The following is a 14,249-nucleotide window of genomic DNA, read 5'->3' as shown; positions in this document are numbered from 1 at the left end:
AGACGCCGACACCCCGCCCTGTGCGGGGTGTCGGCGTTTGTGGCTCTGGCAGCCATGCCTGTCAGGAGCCCCAGCCGAGCGTCGCCTCACGACATGAAAGCGGCTCCGCTACCAGCCTGTCCGCATGGCTTTCTCCCTCCTCCTGCGCTGACGCGCGCCAGATCGCTACGTGCAAATAGCGTGGTATCGTCGCCGGCTCAATCGCCAGCCAGAGCGGCGATTTTCAGCGCCAGATGTCGGGATTATTACGGATATATTCTTTGGTCTCGTCATTCTTGCCAAGCTAATCAAAACAGTGAAAAGATCGCTTCCGAAACGTTTCGGGTAACGGTTTCCACTCACAGTTACCGCAAAGGAAAAGTGCCATGCCGCCGAACATCACACTCAAGCACCTCGCCAGCCAGCTGGGCCTGTCGGTCACGACGGTCTCGCGGGCACTGGGCGGATTCGAGGATGTCAGCGCCACGACCCGTGAGCGGGTACAGGCCTACGCCAGTGAAGTGGGCTACAAGCCCAATCAGAGTGCACGCCGCCTCAAGACAGGCCGCACCTCCTCGGTGGGCTACATCATGAACGGCGCCCAGGGCGACTTTCGTGATCAGTTCAACACCCGCCTGCTGGTCGCGCTGGGCCAGGCGCTGCACGACGCCGCACCGGAACATGACCTCATCGTCACCACGGTGCCCGAGGACCGCGACGAGCTGGACACCTACAAGCGCTTCATCGACGGCGGCAAGGTCGATTCCTTCGTGGTGGCCCGTACCCGCATTCAGGACCCGCGCGTCGACTTCCTGCTCGACAGCGGCATCCCCTTCGTCACTCACGGTCGTACCGGCCGCGCCAGCGAGCACGACTGGGTCGACATCAATGCCGCCGACGGCTTCATGCGCGCCACCCGTCATCTGATTGGCCTGGGCCATCGCAACATCCTGTTCCTCAACTTCTTCAGCGACCTCTACACCGCCGTCGAACGTGAGACCGGCTATCTGCAGGCGATGCACGACGCCGGCCTCGCGCCCAGCTCGCGCCATTGCCCGCACGGCTATGCCAGCGCCTATCAGGTCGCCCATGAAGCGCTGTCCGGGGCCAACGCCCCCACCGCCTTCGTGTGTGCCAGCGACATCTTCGCCTACGGCGTGATGGAAGCGGTCAGCGCCTGCGGCCATACACCCGGCGAGGACATCGCCATCATCGGCGCCGATAACCTGCCGCCGCAGATGTACCGCCAGCCCAGCCTCAGCACCCTGGACGTCTCGTTCGAGACCGTCAGTCAGGCGATGATCGAACTGGTGCTGGCACCGCAGGAAGGCGCGCCACGCCATCGCTGCTTCGATTACGACCTGCTGCTGCGCGATACCACTGCCTGAGCACACATGCCTGATCTGAAAATGCCATCGCCAGAACGTGGTCAGCGTGACGCCAGAAAAACAACACCCGACCGGGGAGACCTCCATGCGCAAGATGCCAACCGCCCTCGCTTTGCTGGCGCTGCTGGGCAGTACGTCCGCCTTCGCTGACATCACCTTCTTCAGCACCCAGGCCAGACCGCTGGAAGAGGCCCAGCAGATGCGCGAGATCGCGCTGGCACCCTACGCCGAGGCCATCAATTACATGCCGCAGGAGACGGGCACCTTCCTGTCGCGTCTCGAGGCGGAGAAGTCCAGCCCCGACGGCGCGCTGGATCTGCTCGGCGGGCTGCACGGCGAACTGGGGTCGCTGACGCCCAGCATTCTGGCGCCGCTGGATGACCTGCAAGGCTCACTTGCGGACACGGGCATCAGCCAGCAGTACATGACGCTGGGCAAGCTGGGCGGTGCCCAGCAGCGCTACATTCCGTGGATGCAGGCGACCTACATCATGGCCGCCAACCGCAAGGCGCTGCCCTACCTGCCCGAAGGCGCTGACCTGAACGCGCTGAGCTATGACGAGCTGCTGGCCTGGGGCCGCAACATGCAGGAGGCCACCGGCAGCCCCAAGCTGGGCTTCCCGGCCGGTCGCAAGGGGCTGATCCACCGCTTCCTGGAAGGCTATCTCTACCCGTCCTTCACCCACTCGGTGGTACGTGAGTTCCGCAGCGATGACGCCGTGGCCATGTGGCAGAAGTTTCGCGAGATCTGGGCGGTGACCAATCCGCGCTCCACCGCCTACGGCTTCATGCAGGAACCGCTGCTCAATGGCGAGGTGTGGGTCGCCTTCGACCACACCGCGCGCTTGAAGGACGCCTTCAACAAGCAGCCGGATCAGTACGTGGCCTTCCCGGCCCCTGCCGGCCCCAGCGGACGCGGCTACATGCCGGTGGTCGCCGGTCTGGCAGTCCCCGCCAATGCCACGAATCCCGATGCCTCGCGCAAGCTGATCCGCTATCTGATGACGCCGGAAGCCCAGATTCGCACCCTGCGGGCCACCAACTTCTTCCCGGTGGTAGAGGCTGAACTGCCCGATGACCTGCCCGCCAGCATTCGCATGTCCGGCAAGGCGGTCGCGGCCCAGTCCTCCGCCGATGACGCCGTGCTCTCGCTGCTGCCCAGCGGCCTGGGCCAGCAGTCGGGCCTGTTCAACAAGATCTACCGCGATGCCTTCGTGCAGATCGTACTGCGCGACGCCGACATCGAGGAGACGCTGGACATCCTCGCCCTGCGCCTGCAGACGCTGATCAACACATCAGGCGCAGGCTGCTGGCTCCCGGATACGCCCAGCGACGGCCCCTGCCCGGTCAAGTAAGCCGGTGGCGCCAGAACGCAGCACTCAAGAACGCAACACTCGCCACACACGCATCACTCGCAACACTCGCAACACACGCAATACAGCAGCAGCAACGGCACCCCCCGACGGGTCGCTATGACGGTACGCCAACCCCTGTCATGCCGACCCGGTGCCACCAAACCATTCCGACAAGCCATCACAACAACGCCAAAGGTGAGCAAAGATGAAGCACGATCGCTGGCTACCTTATTACCTGATCGCCCCCAGCCTGCTGTTCATGGGTGCCTTCTTTCTCTATCCGTTCATCCAGATCTTCGCCGAAGCCTTCACCAGCAGTGACGGCAACGTGGGCCTGGCCAACTTCACGCGCATCTATCAAGACTTCAACTTCTGGCCGTCACTCAAGAACACCCTGCTGCTGACCGGGGTCGTGGTGCCGCTGCAGCTGGTGCTGGCCATCGGCATGGCGCTGATGGTCACCAAGATGAACAAGGGGCGCGACAGCATCCTCTACATCTGGACCATCCCGCTGGGCATCTCCGATCTGGCCGCCGGCATCATCTGGCTGGCGATCCTCGAGCAGTTCGGCTTCCTCAATAGCTTCCTGAGCGCGGTCAGCGTGATCGATGCGCCGGCGTCCTGGCTCAACTATCAGAATGCCTTCGCGCTGTTCCTGGCCGTGGTGGTCGCCGAGATCTGGCGCGGTACCGCCATCGTGCTGGTGATCCTGGTATCGGGCATGGGGCTGATCCCCAAGGAATATGACGAGGCCGGTCAGGTGTTCGGCGCCAGCTACTGGCAGCGCCTGTGGAAGATCACCCTGCCGATGCTGCGTCCCAGCATCCAGTCGGCGCTGATTCTGCGCACCCTGCTGGCACTCGAGGTCTTCGCGGTAGTGATGATGCTGGGCGGCAGTGACATGCCGGTACTGATGAGCGAGACCTTCGACTGGCAGTTCCTCTACCAGCAGACGGGTGCCGCTGCGGCCTATGCGGTGTTGATCATGCTGATCTCGGTGGTCATCACCGGCTTCTACATCAAGTTCCTCAATGTGCCGAAGGAGGCCCGCTGATGAAATCCTCTTCTTCCGAGGCCGTCATGCCGTCATCGCTTTCATCACGCGCAAGCGCCTCCTCAGTCGACTCCTCACGCCAGGTGGCGCAGACCGCCCACAAGCCACGGCGCAATGACATGGCCTGGAAATGGCTGTTCCGGGCTGGCGTCTCGATCCTGGTGCTGTGGGTGCTGGTGCCCATCGCCCTGCTGATGCTCAACAGCGTCAGCACGCCGGAGCAGATCACCGGCTGGCCCAAGACCCTGACCCCGGCGCTGAGCTTCGAGACCCTCGACTTCTTCTGGCACTACCAGGGCGTGATCAGCGCACTGGGCAACTCGCTGCTGGCCGCCGTCTTCACCATGGTGATCGCCATCGTGCTCGGCGCACCGGCAGGCTATGCACTGGCCCGCTTCGTGTTCCCGGGCATGAATGCCTACCGCATGATCATCATCCTGTCGCGGGCCTTCCCGATGCCGCTGCTGGCGCTGCCGCTGGCCGTCATCTTCATCCAGGTCGGCATCGATGACTCCATCCTGGGTCTGGCGATGGTGCACGCCACCCTGGCACTGCCGTTTGCGGTGCTGATCACCTCCAGCCTGTTCATGGGCATTCCGGTGGAACTCGAGGAAGCCGCCTGGCTGATGGGCTGCAACCGCTGGCAGGCCTTCCGCCGCGTGGTGCTGCCGCTGGCCGCCCCGGGCATCACCGCCTCGGCCGTGTTCGCCTTCGTGATCTCGTGGAACGAGGTGTTCGCCTCGGCAATCCTCACCGTCGAGAACCGCACCCTGACCGCCTTCCTGGTGCAGAGCCTTTCCGAGTCACCTGCCGAGATCAAGTATGCCGGTGGTCTGATTCTGGTCGTCCCGGCGCTGCTGTTCCTGTTCGCGATCAGGAAGTACCTGTTCAGCATGTGGGGCATTTCCAACCGCTAACGTACGCCCGCTCATCAGGCCAATGACCGGCGGCGATCTTCATCGTCTCTCGCAAGCGAGTTCACTTCCTCGCCGCCGCTCTCGATCAAAGGAGTCAGACCATGTCAGCCATCCAAATCAGCGCCGTACGCAAGCAGTTCGGCAAACAGGAAATCCTCAAGTCCATCGATCTCGAGATCCGCGACAAGGAATTCACCGTGCTGCTCGGCCCGTCCGGCTGCGGCAAGTCGACTCTGCTGCGCATCATCGCGGGGCTGGAATACGAGAGCAGCGGCTCGATCCGCATCGGCGAGCGTGAGATCACCTCGCTGGCACCACGCGATCGCCGCATCGCGATGGTGTTCCAGAACTACGCTGTCTTCCCGCACATGACCGTGGCGGAGAACATCGCCTTCGGCCTGCGCGTGCGCAAGGACAGCGAGGCGCATATCCAGCGCAAGGTGAAGGAAACCGCTGAACTGATGCATATCGAGGACCGCCTCGATCACTACTCCGGTCAGCTTTCCGGCGGCCAGCGTCAGCGGGTTGCGGTCGCGCGTGCCCTGGCGATGGAGCCGGAAGTGCTGCTGATGGATGAGCCGCTCTCGAACCTGGATGCCCTGCTACGCCTGGAAATGCGCGCCGAGCTCAAGACCATCCTCGCCGCCTCCGACACCACTACCATCTACGTGACCCACGACCAGGTCGAGGCCATGAGCCTGGCGGACCGCATCGCGGTGATGAAGGGTGGCCAGATCGAGCAGTACGCACCGCCCTCCGAGATCTACCACTACCCGGCGACCGAATTCGTCGGCAGCTTCATCGGCAACCCGCCGATGAACTTCATCCCGCCGGATGCACGCTGGAATCACCCGACCCGCTCCGAGCAATCGAGCCAGCAGGTGCACAAGTGCGGTATCCGCCCCGAGGACTTCGAGGTGCGCTTCGAGCCCACCGAGAACTTCGCCCCGGTGCGCGTACTGGTCTCGGAATTGCTGGGATCGCACAAGCAGCTGACCGCGCGTTTCGGTGACGAGATGATTCGCGTCAACGTGCCGAGCGATCTCGAAGTCGGCAATGGCAGCGATATCCACATCCGCCCGCTGGCCGAGAAGGTGCGCTTCTACGACCACAGCGGCCACCTGATGTCGGCGTAAGAGCGCCGCGCACCTGACAGACAGTTGCCGGGCAATCTGCAACACCCGGCAAGCCGCCCGTGCTGCTTGCCGGACACGACACTGATTGACGACTGCTCACTTGCGATCAGTCGCTGACAGCCAGTCACTGATGACCATTCTCTCACAGCCCTTTTGTGACAGTCCTTTTGTAACTACACCGCGACCCACGACGGAGCCGACTCACATGAATGCCAAGCTCGACGCGCTCAGCGCTCACGACGTTCTCAAGCTCAACGACCTGGGCGGCTACACCGTGCCCACGCGTGGCCTCTACCCCTTCCAGTGGAACTGGGACGCCGCCATCACCGCGCTGGGATGGCTGGCCGCCGGTGACGAAGCGCGTGCCTGGCGTGAGGTTGAGCGCCTGCTGGAAGGTCAGTGGGACAACGGCATGGTGCCGCACATCGTCTTCCACGGTGACGCGGAAACCTACTTCCCGGGGCCGGAAGTCTGGGGCGTCAAGCATAGCCCGGCGACCAGCGCCATCTCCCAGCCGCCGGTGCTGGCCAGCGTCATGAAGCTGCTGTTCGAGGAAGGCCGTGATCGCCGGCTTGCCGAGGAAAAACTGGCCGCCACCCTGCCCGGCGTCATCCGCTACCACCTGTGGTTCTACCGCGATCGTGATCCGGAACACACCGGCCGCGTGTGCAGTTATCACCCGTGGGAATCGGGCATGGACAACAGCCCCCAGTGGGACGGCCCGCTGGCTGGCGTGCCGCCGGTCGATGCCGAATACGTGCGTCGCGATACCGGGCTGGTCGATCCGTCCGAGCGCCCGCACAAGTACGAATATGATCGCTACATCTATCTGGTGAAGTTCTTCCAGCAGAACGAGCACGACGCCGAGGTGCTGTATCGCGACTGCCCGTACCGCGTCGAGGACATCAGCCTGATCTCCATCCTGCACCGTGGCACGCGCGACCTGATCGCGCTGTGCGAAGAGGATGCCGCCGGTATGGGTCTGGCCAACACCCACGGCGAGGCGCTCTTCAGCCTCAAGCAGTCGCTGGCGCGCACCGAGGAAGGCGTGCAGGCGCTGTGGAGCGATGAGCTGGGCTGCTTCCTGAGCCGTGATGCGCGTGCCAACGTGCTGCTGGAGCACATCACCACCGCCGGTATCCTGCCGCTGTTCGCCGGGGTCGCCAGCGGCGCCCAGGCACAGCGCATGGGCGGTCTGCTCGAGGAATGGCTGGAACAGGCGCCCTTCGGTGTCGCCTCTACCCATCCGGCCAGCACCCGCTTCGAGCCCAAGCGTTACTGGCGCGGACCGAGCTGGTTGCACATCAACTGGATGCTGGCCACCGGCTGCGAGGAATATGGCATGTCCCGCGAGGCCGACCAGATCAAGCAAGCAAGCCAGAAGTGCATCGAGGCCGCCGGCTACTACGAATACTTCAACTCGGTGACCGGCGAAGGCTGTGGCGGCCGCGACTTCTCCTGGACCGCGGCGATGGACCTCTACTGGCTCAACCCGCTGGAAAGCTTCACCGCCAGCAAGGCCGCAGCCGGCGTCGTGGAGGCTTCCTGATGACTCAGCACGCCTCTCAGCAAGCCTCACCACTGGCGCAGGCACCGCAAAAGGCACCGCTGTCATGCCAGGCGGTACCGCCCATGCCGGCAACGTTCGCCAGCCGCGACTTTCTGGGTGAGCATATCCGCTCGATCATGGACTTCTATCTGCCCAAGGCGATAGACCATGAGCGCGGTGGCTACTTCCAGGCCTGGCGCGACGACGGTACGGTGTATGCGCCCACGGCGCGTCATCTGGTCAGCAGCACGCGGATGGTCTTCAACTTCGCGATGGAATATCTGCGCAACGGTGATGAGCAGTGTCTGGCCGCGACCCGTCACGGCATCGATTACCTGCGCGATGTCCATCTCGATCCGCAGACCGGCGGCTATCTGTGGTCGCTGAGCGAACAAGGCGAGGCAGACCACACCAACCAGTGCTACGGCCTGGCGTTCGTGATGCTGGCCTATGCGACGGCCTGGCGCGCCGGCATCGAGGAGGCTCGCGGCTGGCTCGAGGAGACCCGCGCGCTGATGGAAGACAGGTTCTGGTCGCCGGAGGCAGGACTCTATGCCGACGAGTCCAGCGCCGATTGGCAGACGCTGTCCGACTATCGTGGCCAGAACGCCAACATGCATGCCTGTGAAGCTATGCTGGCCGCCTTCGAGGCCACCGACGAGGCGCACTATCTGGAACGGGCCATGACCCTGGCCAGCAACATCTGCCAGCGTCAGGCCGACAAGGCCGATGGCCTGATCTGGGAGCATTACGATCGCGACTGGAACGTCGACTGGGACTACAACCGCGACGACCCCAAGAACCTCTATCGCCCGTGGGGCTTCCAGCCGGGTCACCTGACGGAATGGGCCAAGCTGCTGCTGATGCTCAAGCGTCATCGCGATGACGACTGGCTGCTGCCAACCGCGCAGCGTCTGTTCGATACCGCCTTGGATCTGGCCTGGGACAGCGAACGCGGCGGCATCTACTACGGCTTCGCGCCGGACGGCACCATCTGCGATGACGACAAGTACTTCTGGGTGCAGGCCGAGAGCCTGGTGGCCGCGGCGCTGCTGCACGAGGCCACCGGTGATTCACACTACGCCGAGTGGTACGAGCGCCTGTGGGGCTACGCCTGGCAGCACTTCATCGACCACCAGTACGGTGCCTGGTATCGCCTGCTGAATGCCGACAACCAGCGCTTCGATGACCTGAAGAGCTCGCCCGGGGCCAAGTGTGACTATCACAGCCTGGGCGCCTGCCATGAGCTGTTGCGCGTGATCACCGGCGACTGAGCCCTGTCGCACTGCCGACCGCACCACCCGACACCCCGCCTTGTGCGGGGTGTCGGCGTCTGGAGACCTTCACTGCCTGTCACCACCCGCCAGCCCGCTCTATTTATTCGTACACCCATCATGTTTCTTTAGAGCACCGCTCCTGACAATACTGGATTGCGCTGACCGCCCCGGCAGAGGGTGGCAGCCGACAGCCGCGGGCATGCCCCGAGGCGCTGCATCCAGCCGTTTCAATAGCTTCAGAAACTACAATAACAAGCGGAGTCCCACATGCCCCTTTCTCAACTCCTGGACTGGCGATTGCACCTGCTGGTCGTGGTGCTGTCTCTCGGCGCCGAACTGATCGGTATTCTCAAGTTCCCGCTCGGCCCCGGCACCTTGCTGCTGTTGCCGCTGTTCTATGCCTTTATTGCCGCCGTACTGTGCAATCCGCACCTGTTCAGTGGTACCAGGCGCTTCATCCCGCCGGTGGTAAGCGCGGCGGCAGGGCCGGTCATCCTGCTGTCGATCATGCCGTTCATCGCCCGCTTCGGTTCCACCATCGGCCCGGCCATCGAGCAGCTGATCTCGGCGGGTCCGGCGCTGATCCTGCAGGAACTGGGCAACCTGGGCACCATGCTGATCGCGATGCCGATCGCGGTGGTGGTACTCAAGATGGGCCGCGAGGCGATCGGTGCGACCTACTCCATCGCGCGTGAACCCAACATCGCGATCATCTCCGACAAATATGGCCTCAAGGGCCCGGAAGGTGTCGGCGTGATGGGCGTCTATGTCGTGGGCACCATGTTCGGCACCCTGTGGTTCGCGCTGATGGCGGGCTACCTGACCTCACTGGATATCTTCGACCCGCGTGCACTGGCCATGGCCTGCGGTGTCGGCAGCGGCAGCATGGTGGCGGCGTGTTCCGGCGCCATCGCCGGTGCCCTGCCGGAGATGGGCGAAGAACTGCTGGCCTTCGCCGGCGCCAGCAACCTGCTGACCTATGCCACCGGCCTCTACGTCTCGCTGTTCATCGCCCTGCCGGTCGCGGAGCGCCTGTTCCGCTTCTTCAGCCGCAAGCGATCCCGCAGCGAAGACGTCATGAATGACGAGGAAGCCAAGCTCGCCTCCGAGGCACTGGCTGAAGACCGCCCCGAAAACCAGCTGGGCAAGACGGCCATGGTCGTCGCGGCTGTCTGCGTGGTCGGCTGGGTGGTCAACACCATCAATGGTGCCAGCCTGATCGACGCCGCCCCCGGCATGCTGATCCTGTACGTGATGACCATGCTCGGCCTGCTGGTCGCCCGCGTCATGCCCTTCTATCTGCCGGCCATCGCCTGGGTGTCGCTGGTCAGCATCCTGATGACGCTGCCGTGGTTCCCGGGCAGCGGCTGGATCACCGAGCAGCTGGGCTTCGTCAACTTCCTCGCCATCGTCACGCCGGTACTCGGCTATGCGGGTCTGGCGCTGAGCAAGCGCGAGTTCAGCATGTTCCGCCAGGCGGGCTGGAAACTGGTGATTATCTCGCTGCTGGTCTTCACTGGCACCTATATCGGCTCGGCTGTCGTGGCACAGGCACTGCTCTGATCACGCTAGCTTCGCCCTTTGCATCTCACCTTGCTTTCCCCTTCTCATCACTTTCACGCCGGCACTCCAGGGTGCCGGTTTCCACAGGAATTCAGCATGCAACTACCCGACAAGATCGACGAGGCACTGCTGCGCAGCTGGCGTCATGAGTTTCATCAGCATCCCGAGACAGCCTTCGAGGAGCACCGCACTTCGGCGCGCGTCGCCGAGATCCTGCGTGCGGAAGGCCTGGAAGTCACCAGGGGACTTGCCGAGACCGGCGTGATCGCGGTGCTCGATGGCAAGCTGGGCAAGGGCCAGACCATCGGCCTGCGCGCCGATATGGACGCGCTGGATGTCACCGAGGCCAACGCCGTCTCACATTGCTCGCACACACCGGGCAAGATGCATGCCTGCGGTCATGATGGCCACACCACCATGCTGCTGGGCGCGGCCTGTGAACTGGCGCGCGATCCGGACTTTGCCGGCCGCGTGGTGTTCGTGTTCCAGCCGGCCGAGGAGAACGAAGGCGGCGGCCGCCGCATGGTCGAGGATGGCCTGTTCGAGCAGTTCCCGATGGATGCCATCTATGGCCTGCACAACTGGCCGGGGCTGGCACTCGGCGAGGCGGCGGTGCATGAAGAGGCGGTGATGGCGGCCTTCGATGTCTTCACCCTGACCCTGAGCGGTCACGGCTGCCACGCCGCCATGCCGCATCTGGGCAAGGACACCATCCTGGCGGCCTGTCAGCTGGTGACCCAGCTGCAGGGGCTGATCAGCCGCGAGACGCCGGCGCACCAGACCGCGATTCTCAGCATTACCCAGTTCCATGCCGGCGATGCCTTCAACGTGATGCCGGAAGAGGTCGAGCTGCGCGGTACCCTGCGCTGCTTCGACCCGGCACTGCGCGCGCATCTGCAGCAGCGCTTCCATGACGCCGTCGATGCCATGGCGACCTTCCACGGTCTCAAGGTCAACTTCGATTACCAGCCGCGCTATCCCGCGACCCTGAATGCGCCCGGCCATGCCGAACGCTGTGCCAGCGTTCTCGAGCAGCTGCCGAGCATCCAGCGGGTCCATCGTGATCTGCCGCCCTCGATGGCCTCGGAAGACTTCGCCTATCTGCTGCAGGAATGCCCGGGCGCCTATATCTGGCTGGGCAACGGTGAAGACAGCGCCTCGTTGCACAACCCGCACTACGACTTCAATGATGCTGCCACGCTAATCGGCGTCAGCTACTGGACGTCACTGGTGCGTCAGCTGCTGGCCGTTGGCGGATAGCGCATGGCCGCGATGAAGCTCTGACGAACCATCATCACTGATCAAGACCACCAGCGACACGGGCCCGGCGAGGAGTGCTGAGCATGAAGATCTGCGTGATTGGCGATGCGCCCATTGGCACTCGGGCCATACAGGCGCTTGCGCATGCCGGAGTCGAGGGCGTCATGGCAATGGCGGCCTCGGAGGTGCAGGACGCCCGGAGCCACCCACCCTTCAGCGCCGATGTCTATCTGATGGCGCTGGCGACATCACAACAGGTACAGAAGGTACTGACAGGCAATCAAGGCCTGCTGCGCATGGCGCCGCCCGGCAGTACCGTGATCGATCTCTGCAGTGGTGATGTCACGCTCAGCCGCGAGCTGGCCGTGCAGACACGCCTCGCCGGCCATCACTGGCTGGAAGCGGCCACCAACCGCAATCCTGCCGATGAGGCGAATGACAGCCTGACGCTGTTGATCGGCAGTGATGAGGCGACAGTGACGCGCATGACAGCGCTGCTTGACGCCATCTGCACGCAGCATCTGCATGTCGGGGACGCTGGCTGTGGCCATGCCGCCGCCCTGGCCAGCGACTATCTGCATGCCGCGCACCTGATCACCACCGCCGAGGCGGTCGCCATGGCCTATCGCGCAGGCGTGACACCCCAGGCGTGCATCGATGCCATCAACCTGGGTGCCGGGCGCAGTGCCGTGAGCGAGGTGAATTTTCCGCGTTGGGTGCTGCCGGGCCGCTATGACTCGGGGATCTCGACCGGTCAGCTGCGCCGCGACCTGCGCCTGGCGCGCAGTTTCGTCACCACGCTCAACCTGCCGGAAGGCTTGATGAAAGCGGTCTTCGAACGCTGTCAGCCGCCGGAGCTGTGTCCGGCGGACGAGGATGATCTCCATCATCTATGTGATCGCTGGCTGAGCAGGGTGCCCGCCCAGCTGCGCCCGCCTCGACTGACCGAAACCAGAGCCCCTGGATCATGAGGCCCGAGGTCAGCGCGCTTCCTGACGCGGACCGCTGAATGCCGTGATCCAGCGTTCGAGATGACGCAGCAACTGCAGGCTGGCACGCGGCATGCGCCGCCCGACCCGCGTGATGATATGCGCGCGGGCCTGGCGGAAGCTGGCACATTCCACATCGCGAGCGATCAACACCCCCTCCTGGAGCTCTCGGGCCGCGGCGAAGGCCGGCAACAGCGTGATGCACAGTTCGGACCGCGCCGCCTGCTTGAGCACTTCCATGGAATTGGTCTGCACCACCATATGCGGGCGCACCCCTGCCTCACGAAATCCATCGTCCATCAGCTGACGCACGCCGTGACTCGGCCCCCACAGCGCCATGGGGTGCTGCGCCACTTCCTCGAGTGTCAGCGCATGGGCCTCACTCGCCAGCGGATGCTCCGGTGACATGATGGCCACCAGCGGCTGCGGACTCGAATGCCAGAAGCGCAACTGGGGATGGACCCGCTCGTGATACATCAGGCCGATATCCGCCTCATCCTCGATCACGCTGTCGATGATGCTCTGCATGCTGCCGGTATCGACCTTGAGCGTGATGCCGGGGTACTGCTTGCGAAAGGCGCGCAGCGGACTGTTGATGATATCGCCGACGAAGCCTTCGCCGATGATCAGGCGAATCTCCCCGGTTTCCAGCCGCTGATAGGCATCGAGGCGTTCGCCGAGGTGCTGATCGAGCTTCTCTCGCTGCAGGATGTAATCCAGCAGCATCTCGCCGACCCGCGTCGGCTGCACCCCGTCACGGGTGCGCTCGATGAGCGAGGCGGCCATGGCCTCTTCGAGCAGACCTATCTGACGACTGACTGCCGAGGGGGCGATGTTCAGACGCGCTGCGGCACGCCGGATGGAGCCGGCTTCGACGGTGACCTGAAAATAGACAAGACGCTGATGCGGGATATCCATGAGGCGCTCTGCAGAGGATGGGAGAGAGAATTACATAAGTGCCAGGAAAAGTGCTGCCAGGAATGTCTGGAAAACTGGACAGTCTTCACACAGGACGCAGCCAGCAGAGTACCCGATATTCTGCCGTCTCGGGCAGCACGCGGTTGAACTCCCCCACCCTCAACGCCATATCAGAATGGATCATCGCCTCGCCTCCTCGCCTCTCCTCCTATTCATGACAGTTCTCACGGCCCTCTGCGCCGTGACGCGAGAACAGGCGATCAGCGTCGCGAGCCGGCCGAATGGAGAAGCGACGCACCGCCATTCTGAAGCCAGTACGCGAATAGGCTAAGATGGCCCATCGCTCCATTGACTGTGTCTGCGTGACACACCACACAGTCCCCATGACAAGGAGATTCAATATGCTGACCATCTCCAATTCGGTAACGCTGGCCGACTGGGAAATCGACCTCACCCAGATTCGCGCCCAAGGCAATGGCGGCCAGAACGTCAACAAGGTCGCCTCCGCCGTCCATCTGCGCTTCGATGTACAGCGCTCGACGCTGCCCGGCTTCTACAAGGAGCGCCTGATGCAGCTGTCGGATCAGCGCATCAGCAAGGAAGGCGTCATCATCATCAAGGCGCAGAGCCATCGCACCCTCGAGTTGAACAAGGAAGATGCGCTGGCCCGTCTCAAGGCGATGATTCTGGAAGCCGTGAAGGTACAGAAAGCGCGCCGTGCGACAGCGCCCAGCAAGGGCGCCAAGCGTCGCCGCGTCGACAGCAAGACGCGCAAGGGCAAGATCAAGGCCATGCGCGGCAAGGTACAGGACTGACATCGCCGCAAGCGGCGGCCAGTTCACGACTCATAATTCACGTCAGGGAT

12 protein-coding genes are annotated in these 14,249 nt (G+C 63.6%); 11 read left to right on the top strand and 1 reads right to left on the bottom strand.

The genetic code is table 11. The annotated features are described in order from the left end of the window. Positions 1-365 precede the first annotated feature (365 nt). The 10 genes from MKZ40_RS07875 to MKZ40_RS07830 all read left to right on the top strand — a co-directional run bounded on the left by MKZ40_RS07875 (position 366) and on the right by MKZ40_RS07830 (position 12,448). Positions 366-1,367: a substrate-binding domain-containing protein gene (locus MKZ40_RS07875; RefSeq protein WP_175090126.1), complete on the top strand. Its 1,002-nt coding sequence runs from the start codon at positions 366-368 to the stop codon at positions 1,365-1,367. An 85-nt stretch (positions 1,368-1,452) separates the two neighbouring features. Continuing rightward, positions 1,453-2,721, top strand: coding sequence for an ABC transporter substrate-binding protein (locus MKZ40_RS07870; RefSeq protein WP_131432165.1), 1,269 nt, complete (start codon positions 1,453-1,455; stop codon positions 2,719-2,721). A gap of 205 nt (positions 2,722-2,926) precedes the next feature. Beyond that, on the top strand, positions 2,927-3,775 hold the full coding sequence (locus MKZ40_RS07865; RefSeq protein WP_043334942.1) for a sugar ABC transporter permease: 849 nt from the start codon (positions 2,927-2,929) through the stop codon (positions 3,773-3,775). Beyond that, on the top strand, positions 3,775-4,692 hold the full coding sequence (locus MKZ40_RS07860) for a carbohydrate ABC transporter permease (protein ID WP_205741727.1): 918 nt from the start codon (positions 3,775-3,777) through the stop codon (positions 4,690-4,692). The genes MKZ40_RS07865 and MKZ40_RS07860 overlap by 1 nt, the downstream gene beginning before the upstream one ends. Positions 4,693-4,793: 101 nt before the next feature. Further along, the gene (locus MKZ40_RS07855) at positions 4,794-5,828 is read left to right on the top strand and encodes an ABC transporter ATP-binding protein (protein ID WP_175090125.1); all 1,035 of its coding nucleotides are present in this window, start codon (positions 4,794-4,796) and stop codon (positions 5,826-5,828) included. 205 nt (positions 5,829-6,033) lie between these two features. Then, positions 6,034-7,377 (top strand): trehalase family glycosidase, encoded by a 1,344-nt coding sequence (locus tag MKZ40_RS07850; protein ID WP_175090124.1) that lies wholly within the window; start codon positions 6,034-6,036, stop codon positions 7,375-7,377. Next, positions 7,377-8,651 carry an AGE family epimerase/isomerase gene (locus MKZ40_RS07845; protein ID WP_348686676.1) on the top strand — a complete coding sequence of 425 codons (1,275 nt, stop codon included), beginning with the start codon at positions 7,377-7,379 and terminating at the stop codon, positions 8,649-8,651. The genes MKZ40_RS07850 and MKZ40_RS07845 overlap by 1 nt, the downstream gene beginning before the upstream one ends. 270 nt (positions 8,652-8,921) lie before the next feature. Then, on the top strand, positions 8,922-10,217 hold the full coding sequence (locus MKZ40_RS07840) for a DUF3100 domain-containing protein (RefSeq protein ID WP_175090123.1): 1,296 nt from the start codon (positions 8,922-8,924) through the stop codon (positions 10,215-10,217). A gap of 96 nt (positions 10,218-10,313) precedes the next feature. Continuing rightward, positions 10,314-11,477 (top strand): M20 aminoacylase family protein, encoded by a 1,164-nt coding sequence (locus tag MKZ40_RS07835; RefSeq protein WP_175090122.1) that lies wholly within the window; start codon positions 10,314-10,316, stop codon positions 11,475-11,477. A gap of 83 nt (positions 11,478-11,560) precedes the next feature. Then, a complete protein-coding gene (locus tag MKZ40_RS07830; RefSeq protein WP_175090121.1) occupies positions 11,561-12,448 on the top strand; it encodes an NAD-binding protein in 888 nt (295 codons plus the stop codon). A 9-nt stretch (positions 12,449-12,457) separates the two neighbouring features. On the opposite strand, the gene MKZ40_RS07825 is transcribed toward MKZ40_RS07830, so the two are convergent. After that, the gene (locus MKZ40_RS07825) at positions 12,458-13,384 is read right to left on the bottom strand and encodes a LysR family transcriptional regulator (protein WP_153635907.1); all 927 of its coding nucleotides are present in this window, start codon (positions 13,382-13,384) and stop codon (positions 12,458-12,460) included. A gap of 401 nt (positions 13,385-13,785) precedes the next feature. Here MKZ40_RS07825 and arfB point away from each other — a divergent pair, with 401 nt between their 5' ends. Next, complete coding sequence (arfB, locus tag MKZ40_RS07820) at positions 13,786-14,199, top strand: alternative ribosome rescue aminoacyl-tRNA hydrolase ArfB (protein ID WP_153635908.1); 414 nt, start codon at positions 13,786-13,788, stop codon at positions 14,197-14,199. Positions 14,200-14,249 lie beyond the last annotated feature (50 nt).

It is taken from the genome of Cobetia sp. BMC6 (assembly GCF_029991385.1).
Taxonomy (GTDB): Bacteria; Pseudomonadota; Gammaproteobacteria; order Pseudomonadales; family Halomonadaceae; genus Cobetia.
The sequence above is the reverse complement of the archived record's forward strand: the minus strand, read 5'-3'. Positions and strand labels throughout refer to the sequence as shown.

Coding starts and splice junctions, on each gene's coding strand:
- MKZ40_RS07875 (WP_175090126.1), top strand. CDS start 366: ATGCCGCCGAACATCACACTCAAGCACCTCGCCAGCCAGCTGGGCCTG.
- MKZ40_RS07870 (WP_131432165.1), top strand. CDS start 1,453: ATGCGCAAGATGCCAACCGCCCTCGCTTTGCTGGCGCTGCTGGGCAGT.
- MKZ40_RS07865 (WP_043334942.1), top strand. CDS start 2,927: ATGAAGCACGATCGCTGGCTACCTTATTACCTGATCGCCCCCAGCCTG.
- MKZ40_RS07860 (WP_205741727.1), top strand. CDS start 3,775: ATGAAATCCTCTTCTTCCGAGGCCGTCATGCCGTCATCGCTTTCATCA.
- MKZ40_RS07855 (WP_175090125.1), top strand. CDS start 4,794: ATGTCAGCCATCCAAATCAGCGCCGTACGCAAGCAGTTCGGCAAACAG.
- MKZ40_RS07850 (WP_175090124.1), top strand. CDS start 6,034: ATGAATGCCAAGCTCGACGCGCTCAGCGCTCACGACGTTCTCAAGCTC.
- MKZ40_RS07845 (WP_348686676.1), top strand. CDS start 7,377: ATGACTCAGCACGCCTCTCAGCAAGCCTCACCACTGGCGCAGGCACCG.
- MKZ40_RS07840 (WP_175090123.1), top strand. CDS start 8,922: ATGCCCCTTTCTCAACTCCTGGACTGGCGATTGCACCTGCTGGTCGTG.
- MKZ40_RS07835 (WP_175090122.1), top strand. CDS start 10,314: ATGCAACTACCCGACAAGATCGACGAGGCACTGCTGCGCAGCTGGCGT.
- MKZ40_RS07830 (WP_175090121.1), top strand. CDS start 11,561: ATGAAGATCTGCGTGATTGGCGATGCGCCCATTGGCACTCGGGCCATA.
- MKZ40_RS07825 (WP_153635907.1), bottom strand. CDS start 13,384: ATGGATATCCCGCATCAGCGTCTTGTCTATTTTCAGGTCACCGTCGAA.
- arfB (WP_153635908.1), top strand. CDS start 13,786: ATGCTGACCATCTCCAATTCGGTAACGCTGGCCGACTGGGAAATCGAC.